This is a genomic window from Lactobacillus kalixensis DSM 16043, assembly GCF_001434335.1.
Taxonomy (GTDB): domain Bacteria; phylum Bacillota; class Bacilli; order Lactobacillales; family Lactobacillaceae; genus Lactobacillus; species Lactobacillus kalixensis.
The window spans coordinates 93,286-110,602 of the sequence record NZ_AZFM01000002.1 but is presented as its reverse complement, the minus strand read 5'-3'; the positions used below and the strand labels follow the sequence as shown (position 1 = coordinate 110,602).

The following is a 17,317-nucleotide window of genomic DNA, read 5'->3' as shown; positions in this document are numbered from 1 at the left end:
GAAAAAGCCAGGAAACATGCGAAAAGAGCATGAATCTTAGCTTTCAAGTTTCAGTAATAGAATATTTAAAGAAGGATAAATGACTTTACTTGCACCCTGTTACTTGTTTTTATTAAAATAATAAAGTAACGAAAAGAAGGGTGAATATGGAAAATTTCGAAAAAATCTTTAACCAATTTTTGCAATGCATTACTGTATTACAAGATGATTTAAATGTTTCTTTCGGGGAAGCTTTGACAGAAACTTTTGATAATCTTGAGAACGGCAAGATCAAAGTTGAAAATGGTGCACCAGATGAAAAAACTGTTCAAAAATTGAGCCAGTTGTATCAAGCTTTGAATTATGAAAAGTTGCCACGTAAGACCAAAGTTCTTGTTTTTAACTATTTGACACTCAAGGCTTTAAATGAAGATAACCGTAACGCCAATCAAATGCCGACTCCACCTGTGTTGGCAACAGTGATGGCTTTGATGATGCAAAAGCTTTTGCCAAAGGATAAACAACTTGAAGTAGTTGATCCTGCAATTGGAACTGGAAGCTTGCTTTACTCAGTAATTAATCAATTAATTGCTGAAAATCACTCAAAAAATAATTACAATTTGGTTGGAATCGATAATGATGAAACAATTCTTGACTATGCTGATATCGCAGCTCATCTAAATGGACTGGATATTGAACTTTTCTGCCAAGATGCAATCATGCCATGGATGAGTAAACCTGCTGATGCGATTATTAGTGATTTACCAATTGGTTATTATCCATTAGATAACAATGCTAAGAGCTTTGACTTAAGAGCTGAAAAAGGGCACTCATATGCACACTTTTTGTTTGTTGAACAAATTGTTAGAAATCTGAAACCAGGTGGATTTGCTTTCTTGTTAGTGCCAAGAATTATGATTTCTGGACAAGATCGTGATCAATTTATGCCATGGCTTAGCAAAAAGGTCTACTTGGATGCTATTATTGATTTGCCAGATGATATGTTCAAAAATAAATTTAATCAAAAAAGTATTTTAGTATTCCAAAACCACGGTGAAAACGCTGTCAGCCGGGACGTTTTGCTCACAAAGTTAGGCAGTTTGAAGCGAGAAGATTCACTTGTAGACTTTAATATTAAGCTAAACGAGTGGTATACTAAACCTAATCATTAGTTTGTGAATATTGAATATTGGAGGATTATCTTATGAAGAAAGTATTAGCAATTAACTCCGGCAGTTCTTCATTTAAGTACAAACTATTTTCACTTCCTGACGAAAAGGTAGTTGCAAGTGGTATGGCTGATCGTGTTGGTATCGATGGCTCAACTTTTGAACTTAAATTAGCAGATGGCAGTAAGCATGTTGATGAAGTTGATATTCCAGATCAAGAAACAGCTGTTAAATTATTACTTAAAAACTTACAAAAATATAATGTTGTCGAGGATTTAAGTGAAATTGCTGGTGTTGGTCATAGAATTGTGGCAGGTGGGGAAGATTTCCCAGAATCAACAATTATTGATGAAGAAAAATTACAAAAAATCTATGATTTAGTTGATTATGCGCCACTTCATAACGGTGCGGAAGCTGATGGTATTAAAGCATTTATGGGAGTATTACCGGATGTTCCTCAAATTGGTGTTTTTGATACTTCTTTCCACCAAAGTTTAGATCCTGTCCGCTATCTTTACCCAATCCCTTATGAATATTATGAAAAGTACAAGGCTCGTAAATACGGTGCACATGGTACTTCAGCAAGATATATTCTTAACCGGACTAGTGAACTTTTGCATAAAGATCCTAAGGATATTAAATTGATTTCTTGCCACTTAGGATCAGGTGCTTCAATTACAGCTATCAAGGATGGTAAGTCATTTGATACCTCAATGGGATTTAGCCCACTTGCAGGGATTATGATGGCTACTCGCTCAGGTGATGTTGATCCTTCTCTCTTGAACTATGTCATGAAGAAGGAAAACATGACAATGGATCAAATGATCGACATTTTGAATAACAAGTCAGGCTTACTCGGTGTATCAGGAATTTCTCCAGATATGCGTGATTTAAAGCATAGTAAAGATAAGCGTGCAATTCTTGCGCGGGAAATGTTCGTCAATCGTGTTGTTCGCTGCATTGGTGCATATTATGCTGATATGGGTGGAGTAGACGTAATTGTCTTTACCGCAGGTATTGGAGAACATGATAAGCGAGTACGTCGCGATGTTATGAAAGCTTTGGAATTCATGGGTGTTGATCCCGATTTTGAAGCTAATGAAACAAATGGCGAAAAGACCATTACTAAGCCCGACTCTAAGATTAGAGTAATGATTGTACCAACTAATGAAGAATTAGAAATTGAACGTGATGTTGTTAGATTAGCTAAGTTAGATTAATTTAAAGCATTATAGTTGAGAACATAGTTATTAATTTGTATAATAGTTATGTTCTGTTTTATGGGGATGTTTTGGGATTCGACAAGCGTAGACTTGCACTGACTGCGATTCGTAGGTCACGTCTACGTAAAAACGTCACTTTAAATTTAACTGCAAAAAACAGTAATTCTTACGCATTAGCTGCCTAATTAGGCGCATGTGTTGCCTCTAAACAGCTTACTCGTGGCGGTTTATTGGTATCAACATTAGCGAGTTACGTTTAACTACCTCACCTGAATAGTTAAGAAGAGTCTGAGCAGGTTAGCTAGGTCAGCTTAGCCCTGTTATATGGCGCTTTGGTCTAGTGAAGCTCAAATAATATAACTATGATCGTAGAGGTTAGTGATGAGCTACGTTTGGACAGGGGTTCAAATCCCCTCATCTCCACACAAAATAAGAAAATTCCCTTAAAATAGGGACGTGAGAGAGTTTATAAGTTCTTTTGATAGAAAAATGATAGAAAAGATCATTTTAAAAAATCAAAAGAGCTTATTTATTTGCTGTCGGACTTTTTATCGCCCTTCTTCAGTTGAGTGCGTATTTATATCTACGGTGGTGTGTGTATTCTAAAAATTGTTGAATTCATGCCGACAGATAATAGATATATGATATAAAAATATTATTGAAAACTATAGCGAATATCATTCTGTTATTTTTATGAAATCGATTTAAACGTCAACAAGAAGCAAACAAGCTGCTGCCAGATATTGAGCAAGAGGAAATTATAGTAAATCCAATAATAGATTTGCGCTTAAAATTAGAAATTCCTGTTTTTTTAAAAGCAAAATAAGCTAAATACAGCATAGAATAATACGATATATTTGGCTTCCAAATTTCAGTTTAATTAAGTTCAACTATATATTATAAAACTTGCATAATCCTTAATAGTTTTTAAGCAAGATGATCACTTTATTTATCTTGTATTTTAATCTGATCTGTAAAGCCGCTTTAATTAATTCTAACTTTCTTATTTATAGTTTTAACATTGTAATATTGAATATAGAGAAACAATTCCAAAATTTAAACGTATAATATATGTAAGCGGTTACCGCTATTTCAAAGATGGCAGTTTGAAAGTTAAGTATGACAATAAAATTATTACTTATTTACATAGTACAGGGAGGAATTAATATGCAGCCCTCATATATTGATAAATTAAAGAATTTAGAATTTGATCAACATCTGCAGATTGCAACAGGAATTTCAAGAAAAGATTTTCAGTTGATTAAAAATGGTGAATTATATTTATCAGATTCGAAACAATATAGGCTTGATAAGTATTTTGATATTCATCAAGAAAAAGAAACGAAAACAAATACTCAAATAGAAAAAGGTAAAGATGCTAAAATAAGTCAAATAGTATTAAGTGTTTTAGCTATTGTAATAATTAGTTTGTTATTTACAGGATTTGGATATCAACCCTGGTGGCTTTTTATTATAACCCTTATTTTAGGCTTGGTTGTAACACTACCAGCTTGTTATAGTAACTATTTTTGGTCAATGAATCATGATCAAATTATTTTGGTTTCATACAATCAAAATGATTTTAAAAAATTGTTGCAGATCTTAAAAATTAAGAAGAAAAAGCAAAGAAGGATTAATTATGAGCAAATTAAAAATGTAGAAGTGGTGTATACAAAAATAGTTAGAATTAGTCCATTTAATTTTAATCCGGATTGCTTATATCTTTCTCTAAATTTAAAAAATCGCAAATTGCAATAATAAGTTTTAATGAATTAAATAGTATTTATCAATTACTTAACCACAATAATATAGATGTACTAGATAAGCAGAAAATACTTTTAACACTGAAAAACAATGAAAATTTGTTTAATCATTTCCATAAGAAGTGGGCGACATTATGAATGAGGGAAAAGAGAATGAAATTATAGCTGTATGGAAGTTGTTATTTAGTTTTCGAAAAAAGTATATAATATACATTTTTTTATTGGCAACTCTGCAAGGTGTACTACCATTCGCAACAATGTTAGCTACGCAAGGACTGATTAACTCAATTCAAATAGGTTTGTCAACAGGAATAATTATAAATATGACAGAATCTAAATTAATTAAATTGGTTTCTGTGGTCTATAAATCTAAAAATTAGTATATAAACGCGTATTTATCTATAATTAAAAATAGATAAGTGTGCGTTTTATTTTACTAAAAGGAGGCTATGTATGCTTGATCCACAAATTTTAAATGCTGTTGAACAAATGAGAAAAGGCTGCAAGAAAAGTGATGATAAACGTGATGAAGGGTTACCACATGATATTCCTGAAGTAAAAAGAATTGATGATCTTCAATACGGTAAAGATCCCAAATGGAATTCTCTAGATTTATATTTACCAAAAAACGTTAAAGGTAAAATTCCTATTATAATCAATATTCACGGTGGCGGTTGGGTTTATGGTACTAAAGAAACTTACCAATATTATGGCTTAGGAATGGCTAAGAGAGGATTCGCATTTGTAAATCCTAATTATATCTTGGGACCAGATTCAACTTTCCCTGAAGAACTTGATCAAGTAGATGAATACATTCATTGGGTAGCAGACCATGCTGATGAATATAACTTAGATAAAAACAATGTCTTCTTAGTTGGTGATTCAGCAGGAGGTCAAATGGCGGAACAATATACGACAATTTTAACTAATCCAGAATATCGAAAGAAATTTGGTTACAGCTTAACTGATCTTAAATTTAGAGCGGTTGCTTTAAATAGCCCAGCGACTTTCATTGCAGATGATGGCTGGCATATAGGGCCGATGCTTGCATACTTTAAACCTGAGATACTCAATGATCCAAAAGTTCAAGATCAAATTAATGTTGAAAAATATATTACTAAAGATTTCTTGCCAACTTTTATCACAACTTCTAACGAAGACTTTATTCACGACTGTGCAGTTCGTTTAGATGGTTATTTGAGAGCAAAGGGTGTAGAAGTGATTCAAAAATCATGGGGTAATGAAAAGCAGCCAGAGCGCCATGTTTTCTTGATTAATCAAAAAGATAAATTAGCAAGTGAAGCAAATGATGAAGAAGCTGAGTTTTTCAAAAAGCATATAAAAAATTAAATCGTAGTAGCATAAATAATATTTATACTAGCATACTAAAAAGTGAATTTTCAGTAATAAATAAAGTTCATATAATGATTTTGAATTAAAAATTATGACTTCGTTTATTTAATCATAAGAGGATAATATGAATAGAATTAAAAATCATTATTTTGAAGGCGAAAGAATATTGTATGGTATAAAAGATGCCGAATTAGAAGGAATAACTTTCGGTCAAGGTGAATCACCATTAAAAGAAGCTAAGAATATCAAGCTAAAAGACTCAATTTTCAAATGGAAATATCCGCTTTGGTATGATGATGGCGTTGAAGTGGAAAATACCACTTTTGAAACAATGTCTCGTAGTGGAATTTGGTATACCAAGAATATTTCTATTAAAAATTCAGCTTTACAAGCGCCAAAATTATTTAGACGAGCAAGTCATGTTAAGTTAGATAATGTTCATTTTTCAGATGCAAAAGAAACAATGTGGAATTGCGATGATATTAGAATTACTAATTCACAAATTAATGGGGATTATTTTGGTAAAGATAGTAAGAATATCTATTTAGATAATGTTAGCGTGATCGGTAATTATGTCTTTGATGGTGCTGAAAATATTGAAGTGCATAATTCAACTTTTATTTCTAAGGATGCATTTTGGAATTGTAAAAATGTAACTGTGTATGATTCGACAATTGATGGTGAATATCTAGCTTGGAATTCAAAGAATATTAAATTTATTAATTGTAAAATTGAAAGTGAACAAGGGTTAAATTATATCGATTATCTTGAAATTAAGAATAGCGATTTAATTCATACCGACTTGGCTTTTGAGTATGTTTCTCATATGGATGTTGAATTAAATAGTAAGATTGATAGCGTTAAGAATCCGATTTCTGGTCAACTAAAAGCTCCAGCAATTGGACGCCTGATTATGGATAATAGCAAGATTGATACTGCTCAGACTCGGATTGTTTGTCCGAAAATTATTGAAAAAATTAATAAATCTGATTTAAATCAAGAATCAAAGGATTAAAAAATGGAAAAATTTGATTTTGAAACAATTCCCAATCGAAGAAATACTGATTCAGATCGCTGGGATGTTAAACCTGGTGAATTACCGATGACAATTGCCGACATGGATTTTAAAACTGCTCCAGCAATTATCAAGGCAATGAAGAAAAAAATTGAACTTGGTGCGTTTGGTTATGAATTTCCAAAAGATGATTATTTCAATGCCGTAAAAGATTGGTATCAAATCGAGCATAATACTGATCTTAAAACCGATTGGATGATTTTTACAACGGGAGTAGTTCCAGCCATTTCATCAATTGTGCGTCGTATTTCGCATATTGGTGACAATGTTTTGATTCAAGCGCCAGTGTACAATATTTTTTATAATTCAATTTTAAATAATGGTCGTCATGTCTTATCAAGCGATCTTGTATATGATGGACAAAGTTATCATGTTGACTGGCAGGACCTTGAAGAAAAGCTGGCAAGACCATTAACCACGCTTATGATCTTTTGCAATCCGCATAATCCAACCGGGATGGTTTGGACGAAGGAGGAAGTTCAACGATTAGCTGACTTATGTTTGAAATATCATGTTGTTTTACTTTCAGATGAAATTCACGGAGATCTAGTCAGAGATGGTTATCACTATGTACCAGCCTTTAGTGTTGAAGGCGCAGCAAGAGATCAAATTATTTCTCTAGTTTCTCCAAGTAAAAGTTTTAACGTTGCTGCTTTGCACGCTGCAACTGTAGTTGTCCCAAATGAAAATTTGCGCAATATGGTAAGCCGCGGACTTAATAGCGATGAAATTGCTGAACCAAACTTATTAGCAATTCCGGCGACTATTGCAGCATATAAATATGGTCAAGAGTGGCTTCATGCTTTAATTAAGCAACTCGAGGGAAATTTCACTTATGTGGAAAAATTTATTAAAAGAAATATTTCAGATTTAAAGGTTGTTTCTGGGCCAGCAACTTACTTGATTTGGATTGATGTTTCTAAAATTACTGACGATTCTGGCACTTTAGTTAAATATCTTCATGAAAAAACTGGTTTGATTGTCACACAAGGTGAAGTTTATGGCGGTAATGGTCGGAAGTTTATTCGTATTAATTTAGCAAGTCCAATGTCGATGATTAAGGACGGAATGAATCGTCTTGCAGAGGGAATAAATAGTTTTAAAAAGTAAAACCAAATTTTTTATAAAAATAAAAGAAAAGGGTTTCATTGAAAGGTGATAAAAGTATATACTTTATGTGAGGTGATTTTATGGAACCATTGTTTTTAACCCCATACTTTAGACCAAAGATTTGGGGTGGAAGAAAATTAAAAGATATTTTTAACTATGATATTCCCGATGGAAAAGTTGGTGAAGCATGGATTATTTCAGGCTACAAGGCTGATGCTTCAACTGTTACTGAAGGGCCACTTAAAGGTAAATCTTTAAGAGAAGTTTACTTAGAGCATCCAGAATTATTTGGTAATCCAAAGACTAAAGAGTTTCCATTACTTGTTAAATTTTTGGATGCAAACGATAATTTATCAGTTCAAGTTCACCCGGATGACGACTATGCACGTAAAGTAGAAAACGATTCGGGTAAAACAGAAAGTTGGTATGTATTGCAGGCTGATCCAGACGCATATATTATTTATGGTCATCATGCAAAAAGCCGTGAAGAACTAGCAGAGATGATTCATAAGGGTGAATGGGATAAACTGCTGAGAAAAGTGCCAGTAAAAGCAGGAGACTTTTTCTATGTTCCAGCAGGGACCATTCATGCTTTAACTAAGGGCTGCCTTGTAATTGAAACCCAGCAATCTAGTGATGTTACTTATCGTCTTTATGACTATGATCGTGTTGATCAAAAGAGTGGGAAAAAGCGTGAGCTTCATACTCAAAAGTCAATTGATGTAACAACCGTTCCTCATGTTGATCCTAAACTCGATGTTCATACTGAAAAAGATCAAGATGCAGAGATCAAGACTTTAGTTGAACCACCAGTATCACCACACTTTTATTTGTGGCAAATAGACCTTGATGGAACTTGGAAGACTGGACTTAATGGTCATCCATATTTGCTTGTTTCAGTAATAAAAGGCGAAGGAAAGCTAGAAGCTGATGGAAAAGAATACGAATTAAAGATGGGAACAAACTTTATTGTTCCAAATGAGATGAAGAATTTCACATTCACTGGTAAAATGAGAATTGTAATGTCTGCTCCAGGAGAAGAATAGACATAATTTTCTTATAAGGATGCGAAAAAAGTGATCTATATAGCTTGTGGTTCTGTAATGATGGTAGTTGGATTAATTTGGTTGATTTCACCAGCCAAAAAACCTAACCTTCTTTATGGATATTTATCATATTTGGCGTCAGTCAACAAAGATAGTTTTAAGTTTGCTCAAAAAAAGGCGAGTTTTTATTTGTTGACGTTTGGCGCAATTCAAGTGATTTTAGGATTAATAATCCGCTGGCTAAATTGGGATCGCTTTTTTTTGTTGTGGTTGTTAACTTTCTACCTTTTTATAATTTTTCCTATTGTATGGACAGAAAAGAGTTTGAAGCAGTTCTTAATTGATAGGAATGAACTACCGCATGATTATGTTGATCCAGACAAAGTTAAACATGAAAAAACTAAGGGATTTAAGGATAGGTAAAGAAATTGAAAATATTAATGGTTGAAGATGACAACTCTGTTGCTCAGATGATGGGAATGTTTTTTAAAAAAGAAGGCTGGCAACAAGATGTCGCAATTGATGGTGTTGAAGCAGTCGAAATGTTTAAAGAAAATTCGGGAAAGTATGATTTGATAACATTAGATTTGAATCTTCCGAAAAAAGATGGAATCCAGGTTGCTAAAGAAGTTCGCGAAATTTCGCCAACTGTTCCAATTATTATGTTGACTGCTAGAGGTAGTGAATCAGATCAAATCTTGGGTTTAGGAATCGGTGCAGATGACTACGTAACTAAGCCTTTTAGTCCAATTGCGTTGATTGCGAGAATTAAAGCGCTGCATCGCAGAGTGATGATGGATAATTCAAATAATTCAGATAGCAATGTTACTAAAGGTGATTTTGATATTAAAACGGACCATCTTAAGATTTCAAAGGCTAGAAGAGAAGTCCTGTTTGATGATCATCCAGTTACTACATTAACTCCCAAAGAGTTTGATTTATTATTTACAATGGCACAAAAACCTAAGCAAGTTTTTTCACGTGAACAACTTCTTGAGTTGGTTTGGGGATATGAATATTACGGTGAGGAAAGAACCGTTGATGCTCATATTAAGAAGTTGCGTCAAAAACTTGAAAAAGAAGGTCCTCAAGTCATTCAAACTGTCTGGGGTGTTGGCTATAAATTTGATGATTCACAGGTTACTAAATAATGAAGTTAATTTATCAACATATGCTTGGCTTTCTGTGTGTCATTTTGACTTCTGTTGCAATTATCGGTTACGCTGAACTGGATTATATGAAGAATTCTGTTTATGAACAAAATTTCGAAAGAATGAACAGTTACGCGCGAACAATCGGACAAATTGTAACTAGTGAGAAGAATAGTACTGATGCGGCACTTGATGATAATTTCTTGAGTCAGTTACAGTTTGTGCTAAGAGGAGATCATGTAAATTTCCGAATTTACAATTCAAAAAATCAGCAGGTTTACCCAGTGACAGGTGAACAAACACGTTTATCTAATCGCGTTTTTAGTATGATGCGAAAGGGTAGTGAAATTCATATCCGTAACAATCAACAAAGTTCTGAAATGGGGCTGACTAAGCTCGCTTATACAGGAGTGTTAGTTCCATGGCGTGATAGCAATAAGAAGCTACTTGGTGTAATTTGGATTGGTTCAACTGTCAGAAATGTTGAAAGACCCTTGGTTACTGCAAGACATAATTTGATTAATGCCTTTATTGTTACTTTGATTGTCGGTCTGATCCTAAGCTGGATCTTGGCATATTATTCAACTAATAAAATTAAAAAACTTTCAAATGCTACAAAGAAAGTTGCTGAAGGTGATTTTGATGTGCAAATTCCATCTAAGGGCAACAATGAAATTGACCAACTTGCAGGTAATTTTAACCGAATGGTGCGTAAGCTTAAGCAATCAAATGAAGAAGTTAAAGCTCAAGAAGAACGTCGAGATCAATTCATGGCTGATGCAGCTCATGAAATGAGGACCCCACTAACAACAATTAACGGGATTTTGGAAGGCTTGAAATATGATGCTATTCCGGAAGAATCCAAGCCTAAGTCGATCGACTTGATGCAACATGAAACTAAACGTTTAATTCGGTTAGTTAATGAGAATCTTGATTATGAAAAGATCCGCAATAATCAAATTATGTTATATAAGGCAGAATTCAATGCAACTCCGGTTTTGGAAGATTTGAGGGCTCAGTTGACCCATAATGCCCAAAATGCCAATGATGAATTAATTTTGACTGTTCCTAAAGAATTACCGATTTATGCAGATCGCGATCGATTTACGCAAATTATGGTAAATTTAGTTCAAAATGCGATCCAATTTACTCATGATGGGAAGATTGAAATTAGTGGTAAAAGATTTGAACACGCTACTGAATTAAAAGTAAAAGATAATGGAATCGGGATGAGTCCTGAGCAAACAAAATATATCTTTGAAAGGTTTTTTAAGGCAGATCCTTCTCGTGCTCGTCTGGGGACTGGAGAATCAGGCCTTGGCTTATCAATAGTCTCTTCATTGATCAAGCAACATGGCGGCAAAATTACAGTTGAATCAGAACCTGATAAGGGTTCAACTTTCATTGTGACTATTTACGATCAAGGCTATGAGCAATTTATAACAAAAGAAAACAGCTAGTTTTGAAAAAACTAGCTGTTCTTTATTTTCCATTAGTATTTTTATCTTTTTGATTAGTTAGAGTACCATCTTGGACTTTTTTAGGAACCTTCAGAATTTCCTGACGACGATTACGTAACTCTGGCGCATCAGTTGAATACATTTTGGTTGTTGTACCGTGATTCTGACTATAGAGTGAAGTTGAACGCTTTCCTAAATACTTTCTAACTTTAAGCATTTGCTGGAAATTATTTAAATAGTCATATTGTGATGGATCTGTAGGTACAAAGCCTGCTGGTGTGTAATATCGAAGCAAATTATGACTATTTAGAAGATCTGAATATTTGAGTGACTCTCTTGCCTTTTTTGCTAATTCAGTTATTTCCTTCTTTTCTTGATCAGTAAAATGGAGAATTTGTTTACCACTCTTTCGATCATATACTGTTCCTTTAACGCCTTTATTACCAATAATAACGTAACGTTGGCTCACAATGGTTCCGTTTCTAAAGACAATCCATTTTTGATAATTTGGTGACAGCAGGTTCTGACCAAATTGTAGGTAATTCTTATTGTCGATCCCTAACAAATTCAAAAGGGTAGGTAAAACATCAATTTCTCCAGAGACATCGTCATCTTTGTAGCCGTTTAAATTTGCTGCATGAATCATAAATGGTACACGCTGCATCTGAACATTATTAAAAGCGTTCCAAGTATCTGCACTTTCACCAATAATTGGTGCTAAAGTTTGATATTCTGAGTTACTTAAACCGTAGTGGTCACCATAAATGAGTACCATGGTATTTTTGTATAAGCCAGATCGTTTTAAATAATTGAAAAATTCCCGAATTGCTTGATCCAAATAGTGAGCAGTCTGGAAGTAATTATTAATGGTGGTGTCACTTGTCTTGGTGGTTTTGAAATTAGGATCTAGATCTTCTTGATCCATTGAAAATGGGATATGATTTGTAACAGTAATATATTTTGCATAGAAAGGTTGCTGCATCTGTTCTAGATACTTAATACTTTCTGAAAAGAGCAATTTATCTTTTAACCCATAACCAATACTGTCAGAAGAGGCATTGCTGAAGTAATTTTGATCAAAGAAATAATTGTAACCAAAGTTTTTATATACATCGTTTCGATTCCAAAACGTGCCAACATTACCATGAAAGACAGCTGATGTATAACCTTTTTGCCGCAAAATTTGGGGAGCGGCTTGGAAAGTGTTTTCTGAACCTAATGAAGTAAAGAGAGAACCATCAGAGATGCCGTAAGTACCAGTTTCTAGCATGTTTTCAGCATCACTAGTTCGACCTAAACCAACTTGGTGGTAGAAATTACTAAAACTAATTGTATTTTTGCTACGGTATAGAGAATTCAAAAATGGGGTAACTTCTTTACCATTAATTTTAAGATTAATCAAAAACTGCTGAAAGCTTTCCAGATGGATAACAATAACGTTTTTACCGCGTTCTTTACCAAACATTTCTTTATTTGCAGCAACGTGATTATTCTTCGTAAAATTAATAATTTTGTTTAAATCAGCTGAATTGGCATTGCGTGTTACCTGGACGGTTTGAGCACTCTTTATCCCATCATATGCGGTATAGGTTCCAAGACCAAGATATTTAACAACATAAGATCTGTCGAAGGTGTTTCGGAGTAAACGCGGTCTTGAAGATTCAGCCATAAACATGTTTAACCCAAGTAAAAATGCTCCAACAGAAGTAATCGCAAAAGGTGTTGATAAACCATATGATTTTTGATCGATCTTAATTTTTTTAAAACAAAGTAAAGCAATAACTACAACCAAGTCAATCCAGATCAAGATATCAGTTGGATGAAGCAATGCTACCGCGCTTTTGCCGAGCCCTGGCGCAACTTTACTTGTGTTGGCGATTGTTTTTACTGTTAAAAAATCTGAAAATTGTCGGTAGTATAGAATATTGGCAAAAAGTAAAACAGTATTTAAAAAATCCATAAACAGCATCACTATATATGAAACAAGTGGTCTTGGGAAATAGAAACCAATACTGATTAATAATACTGATACACCTAATGGACTAGTCCACATAATAATATGCTGATATGGATCGCTAAGACCTAAATTAAAATCAAAATAGGCTGCAAATAGATACTTAAGCCAAAATAGAAGAACCAGCAATACTAAAAAGCCGGTTCGTGTTTGGATAAATTCTTTAATTGAAATTGAAAATTTTTTCAAAATTTTTTCTCCTTTAGATAGTTTAATTTTAAAGGTTCTGCAGCATTTAGACAATATTTTCGTAAGAGTTTGATTTTTCTTAAGATTTGTCTATTACAAAATTGAGTATAATCTTTATAGACAAGATCATTTATTAAGGAAAATCGGATATATGCTTTTTTTGGGACCGCTATATAATATTTTGGCAAAAATTTATGCCACAAGAATAAATCATTTTGCGCTTATTAAATTAACGTTACTTGCTCTAGACAAAACACTTTTTTACTTTTTGATTTTTGCAATAATTCGTTTAACCTGGCTTCTTTGTGTTAGAAGAAGGAGAACGATTAAATCAGAAGCAGGAGTGTGGGTTTTAGTTTTCTATATTTTGCTCGTGTTAATGTTCACAACCTTTAGGGATTCGTACTTTCCTTGGCAAATAAATTGGCACTTTAACCGACCACTAAATGAGATCAACTTGTCGTTTTTAAAAGAAACTTGGAAATTAATATATGCACCTAGTAAAGTTGATTTTATTTACAATTGTTTTGGCAATATTCTTTGCTTTTTGCCGATTGGCTTTTTATTACCATTGGTTTTTTCGAAAAAGCAAACTTTTCTAAGAGTAGTGGGAGTCGGGATGCTTTTCTCAGTCATAATTGAAACATTGCAGTTCTTTCTTGAAACCGGTGTTTCAGACATCGATGATGTCTTTTTTAACACTTGCGGAGTAACTGCAGGATATCTATTATTTAAAGCCTTTAAACGGATGAAAAATAATTTTTAAAATCTTGTGTGAGACTAGCATAAATTTACTAACATTGCTAAAATAGTTTTGTGAAATAAATATTTTATATCTAGTTAGGAAGCAGATTTATGAGTTTAATTAAATTTGATAGTAGTAAACTAACACCTTTTGTTCACGAAAATGAATTAAGTGAAATGCAAGCTATGGTTAATGCTGCTGACCAAGAATTGCGTGAAGGTACTGGTGCCGGCGCAGATTTCCGTGGTTGGATTGATTTACCAGTTGATTACGACAAAGATGAATTTGCTCGTATCAAGAAGGCTGCTAAGAAGATTCAAAGTGATTCAGAAGTTTTGATTTGTATTGGTATCGGTGGCTCATACCTTGGTGCTCAAGCTGCAATCGAATTCTTGAACAGCAACTTCTACGGCAAGGAAGAAAGCGACAACCCAATCGTTGTTTTCTGTGGTAACTCACTTTCAGGTTCATACCTTTACGATTTGATCGAATGGTTAGGTGACAAGGACTTTAGTATCAACGTTATTTCTAAGTCTGGTACTACTACAGAACCATCAGTTGCATTTAGAATCTTCAAGGAAAAGTTGATTAACAAGTACGGTAAAGAAGAAGCTGCTAAGAGAATTTATGCAACTACTGACCGTCAAAAGGGTGCTTTGAAGACTGAAGCTGACGCAGAAGGTTACGAAGAATTCGTAGTTCCTGATGATGTTGGTGGTCGTTATAGTGTTCTTTCAGCTGTTGGTTTACTTCCAATTGCTGCTTCAGGTGCAGATATCGACGAATTGATGAAGGGTGCTGCTGACGCTCGTGCAGATTACACTGATACTGATTTGAGCAAGGAATCACCTTACCAATACGCTGCACTTCGTAACATTCTTTACCGTAAGGGTTACACTACTGAAATTGTTGAAAACTACGAACCTAGCCTTAGAATGTTTAGTGAATGGTGCAAGCAATTGATGGGTGAATCAGAAGGTAAGGATCAAAAGGGTATCTGGCCATCAAGCGCTAACTTTACTACTGATTTACACTCACTTGGTCAATACATTCAAGAAGGTCTTCGTAATTTATTCGAAACTGTTATTCGTGTAGAAAACCCACGTCATGATGTTAAGATTCCTGGTGATGAAAAGAACTTGGACCAACTTAACTTCTTGGAAGGTAAGAGCTTAAACTACGTAAACGACCGTGCTTATGAAGGTGTTGTTCTTGCCCACACTGATGGTGGTGTTCCAGTTATGACTGTTAACATTCCAGATCAAACTGCTCACACTTTAGGTTACATGATTTACTTCTTCGAATTAGCAATTGGTATTTCAGGTTACCTTAACGGTATTAATCCATTCAACCAACCAGGTGTTGAAGCTTACAAGCGTAACATGTTTGGTCTTCTTAACAAGCCTGGCTACGAAGATTTACATGACGACTTAACTAAGCGTCTTTAATATCATACTCAGTATATTTGATAGTATACGTTTTAATATAATCAGCTAGCTGATTAAAGAAAGGGTAGGAGTTAATTGAACTTCTACTCTTTTATTTTGCGAAATTTGAGGGGAGATTTTTTTGAAAGAAGAGAACACTACTAAAAATATTTTAGCTGTTTTAGCAGCTGCTTTTATGTCATTTGTGGGGATTTTGACAGAAACAAGTTTAAATGTCACTTTTCCAACAATGATGACGCAATTTAGAGTTAGCTTAAATGTTGTGCAGTGGACTACAACTGGTTATTTATTAATGATCGCGATCATCATGATTTGTTCGTCATATTTAAACGAGCGTTTCACTGCAAAACAGTTATTTATTTGGGCTTGTCTTGGCTTTATTGTTGGCAGCATGATCAGTGCATTCGCTCCTAATTTTCCAATTTTACTAATTGGTCGATTAATTTCAGCTTTAGGAGCGGGCTTGAGCACACCATTAATGTTTAATTTGGTTGTAGAAATTATGCCGAGAAAAAAGTGGGGCTTTTATATGGGAATTGCTGGCTTAGTAGTAGCGATGGCACCGACCATAGGCCCAGCGTTTGGTGGTTTAATTAACTACTATATGAACTGGCGGTGGATATTTATCATCGTATCCTTGCTCGCTTTGCTCGTGTTTGTTTGTGGAATTTTTGTTATTGGCCAATATCATGAACAAAAGCATAATGGTTTTGATTATTTGAGCTTTTTGACTCTTTCAGGAGCGTTTGTTTGTTTAACCGTAGGCGTTAACCAAATCAGTAATGGAATCGGAGACCTTCTTTTATGGGTGCTCTTGATTGCAGCGATTGTCTTGTTTGTTTTATTTGTCTTTTTGTCAAAAAGATCAGATAAAAAGTTGTTAGATTTAGCTGTTTTTAAACAAAAAGCTTTTATTTTTGGCGCTGTATCATACTTTTTATTACAATTTATTAATATCGGTACAAGTTTTGTATTGCCAAACTATGCTCAAATTGTAGGTCATCAAACATCTTTGGTGGCTGGTTTCTTACTTCTTCCAGGTAGTATAATTGCTGGTTTATTAAATCCATTTTTTGGTCGTCTTTATGATTCCAAGGGAGCAAAATTACCTTTGTATTTAGGCGGCATTTTAATGGCTCTTGGCAGCTTATTATTGGCAATTTACGGATTGAATTTGACTACAATGATGATTATGGTATTTTATGGTCTTCTTATGTTAGGACACCGTATGGCTTTTAGTAACACCTTGGCTGAAGCACTTAAAATTCAAACAGGTAGTTTACATGCTGATGCAACGGCTGTTTGTCAAACTAGCCAGCAATTAGCAGGATCAATGGGAACAACGATTTTAGCTTCAATCATGGCTATTTGGCAAAATAAAGGTGGATACTCATATTCATTTTTAACTGCAGAGGGTAGCCAAGCGGCATTCTGCTTTACCTTTGCTTTAGGTATCGTTATTTTGTATAGTTACTGGCGAATGTTTAGTTTAGAAAAAGTAGACGTAAATCGTAAAAATAGCTTATAATATAAGTTGAATGGATGAAATGTGAGAAATAAAAGACGACTGAAGAGAGTAACAGTCGTCTTTT

General features: G+C 34.1%; 15 protein-coding genes and 1 other RNA gene. 15 read left to right on the top strand and 1 reads right to left on the bottom strand.

Translation table 11 applies throughout. The annotated features are described in order from the left end of the window. Window positions 1-146 precede the first annotated feature (146 nt). From FC46_RS01300 to FC46_RS01250, 12 genes are all read left to right on the top strand, one after another. Window positions 147-1,151, top strand: a complete 1,005-nt coding sequence (locus FC46_RS01300; RefSeq protein WP_057797241.1) for a class I SAM-dependent methyltransferase — start codon at window positions 147-149, stop codon at window positions 1,149-1,151. A gap of 32 nt (window positions 1,152-1,183) precedes the next feature. Then, window positions 1,184-2,368, top strand: a complete 1,185-nt coding sequence (locus tag FC46_RS01295) for an acetate/propionate family kinase (protein ID WP_057797240.1) — start codon at window positions 1,184-1,186, stop codon at window positions 2,366-2,368. 62 nt (window positions 2,369-2,430) lie between these two features. Continuing rightward, window positions 2,431-2,797, top strand: a transfer-messenger RNA (tmRNA) gene (ssrA, locus tag FC46_RS09995). A gap of 741 nt (window positions 2,798-3,538) precedes the next feature. Then, complete coding sequence (locus tag FC46_RS01290; protein WP_057797239.1) at window positions 3,539-4,129, top strand: hypothetical protein; 591 nt, start codon at window positions 3,539-3,541, stop codon at window positions 4,127-4,129. A gap of 139 nt (window positions 4,130-4,268) precedes the next feature. Then, window positions 4,269-4,514 (top strand): hypothetical protein, encoded by a 246-nt coding sequence (locus tag FC46_RS01285; RefSeq protein WP_057797238.1) that lies wholly within the window; start codon window positions 4,269-4,271, stop codon window positions 4,512-4,514. Window positions 4,515-4,587: 73 nt separating this feature from the next. Beyond that, window positions 4,588-5,484, top strand: coding sequence for an alpha/beta hydrolase (locus FC46_RS01280; RefSeq protein ID WP_057797237.1), 897 nt, complete (start codon window positions 4,588-4,590; stop codon window positions 5,482-5,484). 127 nt (window positions 5,485-5,611) lie between these two features. Continuing rightward, on the top strand, window positions 5,612-6,502 hold the full coding sequence (locus FC46_RS01275) for a DUF3737 family protein (protein WP_057797236.1): 891 nt from the start codon (window positions 5,612-5,614) through the stop codon (window positions 6,500-6,502). A 3-nt stretch (window positions 6,503-6,505) separates the two neighbouring features. After that, window positions 6,506-7,672: a MalY/PatB family protein gene (locus FC46_RS01270; protein ID WP_057797235.1), complete on the top strand. Its 1,167-nt coding sequence runs from the start codon at window positions 6,506-6,508 to the stop codon at window positions 7,670-7,672. A gap of 80 nt (window positions 7,673-7,752) precedes the next feature. Continuing rightward, window positions 7,753-8,718, top strand: a complete 966-nt coding sequence (manA, locus tag FC46_RS01265) for a mannose-6-phosphate isomerase, class I (protein WP_057797234.1) — start codon at window positions 7,753-7,755, stop codon at window positions 8,716-8,718. Window positions 8,719-8,748: 30 nt separating this feature from the next. Continuing rightward, the gene (locus FC46_RS01260; protein ID WP_057797233.1) at window positions 8,749-9,141 is read left to right on the top strand and encodes an SdpI family protein; all 393 of its coding nucleotides are present in this window, start codon (window positions 8,749-8,751) and stop codon (window positions 9,139-9,141) included. Window positions 9,142-9,158: 17 nt separating this feature from the next. Beyond that, a complete protein-coding gene (locus FC46_RS01255) occupies window positions 9,159-9,869 on the top strand; it encodes a response regulator transcription factor (RefSeq protein WP_057797232.1) in 711 nt (236 codons plus the stop codon). Beyond that, the gene (locus FC46_RS01250; protein WP_057797231.1) at window positions 9,869-11,329 is read left to right on the top strand and encodes a sensor histidine kinase; all 1,461 of its coding nucleotides are present in this window, start codon (window positions 9,869-9,871) and stop codon (window positions 11,327-11,329) included. Before FC46_RS01255 ends, FC46_RS01250 begins: the two co-directional genes overlap by 1 nt. A 22-nt stretch (window positions 11,330-11,351) precedes the next feature. Here FC46_RS01250 and FC46_RS01245 read toward each other — a convergent pair whose 3' ends face one another. Next, window positions 11,352-13,532, bottom strand: coding sequence for an LTA synthase family protein (locus FC46_RS01245; RefSeq protein ID WP_057797230.1), 2,181 nt, complete (start codon window positions 13,530-13,532; stop codon window positions 11,352-11,354). A gap of 151 nt (window positions 13,533-13,683) precedes the next feature. Here FC46_RS01245 and FC46_RS01240 point away from each other — a divergent pair, with 151 nt between their 5' ends. The 3 genes from FC46_RS01240 to FC46_RS01230 all read left to right on the top strand — a co-directional run bounded on the left by FC46_RS01240 (window position 13,684) and on the right by FC46_RS01230 (window position 17,253). Further along, window positions 13,684-14,298, top strand: coding sequence for a VanZ family protein (locus tag FC46_RS01240; RefSeq protein ID WP_057797229.1), 615 nt, complete (start codon window positions 13,684-13,686; stop codon window positions 14,296-14,298). 89 nt (window positions 14,299-14,387) lie between these two features. Further along, on the top strand, window positions 14,388-15,725 hold the full coding sequence (locus tag FC46_RS01235; protein WP_057797228.1) for a glucose-6-phosphate isomerase: 1,338 nt from the start codon (window positions 14,388-14,390) through the stop codon (window positions 15,723-15,725). A gap of 175 nt (window positions 15,726-15,900) precedes the next feature. Beyond that, window positions 15,901-17,253 (top strand): DHA2 family efflux MFS transporter permease subunit, encoded by a 1,353-nt coding sequence (locus tag FC46_RS01230; RefSeq protein ID WP_057797243.1) that lies wholly within the window; start codon window positions 15,901-15,903, stop codon window positions 17,251-17,253. Window positions 17,254-17,317: the final 64 nt, after the last annotated feature.

Excerpts from the sequence above, each read along its gene's own strand:
- FC46_RS01300 (WP_057797241.1), top strand. The coding sequence starts at position 147 with ATGGAAAATTTCGAAAAAATCTTTAACCAATTTTTGCAATGCATTACT.
- FC46_RS01270 (WP_057797235.1), top strand. The coding sequence starts at position 6,506 with ATGGAAAAATTTGATTTTGAAACAATTCCCAATCGAAGAAATACTGAT.
- FC46_RS01285 (WP_057797238.1), top strand. The coding sequence starts at position 4,269 with ATGAATGAGGGAAAAGAGAATGAAATTATAGCTGTATGGAAGTTGTTA.
- FC46_RS01230 (WP_057797243.1), top strand. The coding sequence starts at position 15,901 with ATGTCATTTGTGGGGATTTTGACAGAAACAAGTTTAAATGTCACTTTT.
- FC46_RS01280 (WP_057797237.1), top strand. The coding sequence starts at position 4,588 with ATGCTTGATCCACAAATTTTAAATGCTGTTGAACAAATGAGAAAAGGC.
- FC46_RS01235 (WP_057797228.1), top strand. The coding sequence starts at position 14,388 with ATGAGTTTAATTAAATTTGATAGTAGTAAACTAACACCTTTTGTTCAC.
- manA (WP_057797234.1), top strand. The coding sequence starts at position 7,753 with ATGGAACCATTGTTTTTAACCCCATACTTTAGACCAAAGATTTGGGGT.
- FC46_RS01250 (WP_057797231.1), top strand. The coding sequence starts at position 9,869 with ATGAAGTTAATTTATCAACATATGCTTGGCTTTCTGTGTGTCATTTTG.
- FC46_RS01275 (WP_057797236.1), top strand. The coding sequence starts at position 5,612 with ATGAATAGAATTAAAAATCATTATTTTGAAGGCGAAAGAATATTGTAT.
- FC46_RS01295 (WP_057797240.1), top strand. The coding sequence starts at position 1,184 with ATGAAGAAAGTATTAGCAATTAACTCCGGCAGTTCTTCATTTAAGTAC.
- FC46_RS01290 (WP_057797239.1), top strand. The coding sequence starts at position 3,539 with ATGCAGCCCTCATATATTGATAAATTAAAGAATTTAGAATTTGATCAA.
- FC46_RS01255 (WP_057797232.1), top strand. The coding sequence starts at position 9,159 with ATGGTTGAAGATGACAACTCTGTTGCTCAGATGATGGGAATGTTTTTT.
- FC46_RS01240 (WP_057797229.1), top strand. The coding sequence starts at position 13,684 with ATGCTTTTTTTGGGACCGCTATATAATATTTTGGCAAAAATTTATGCC.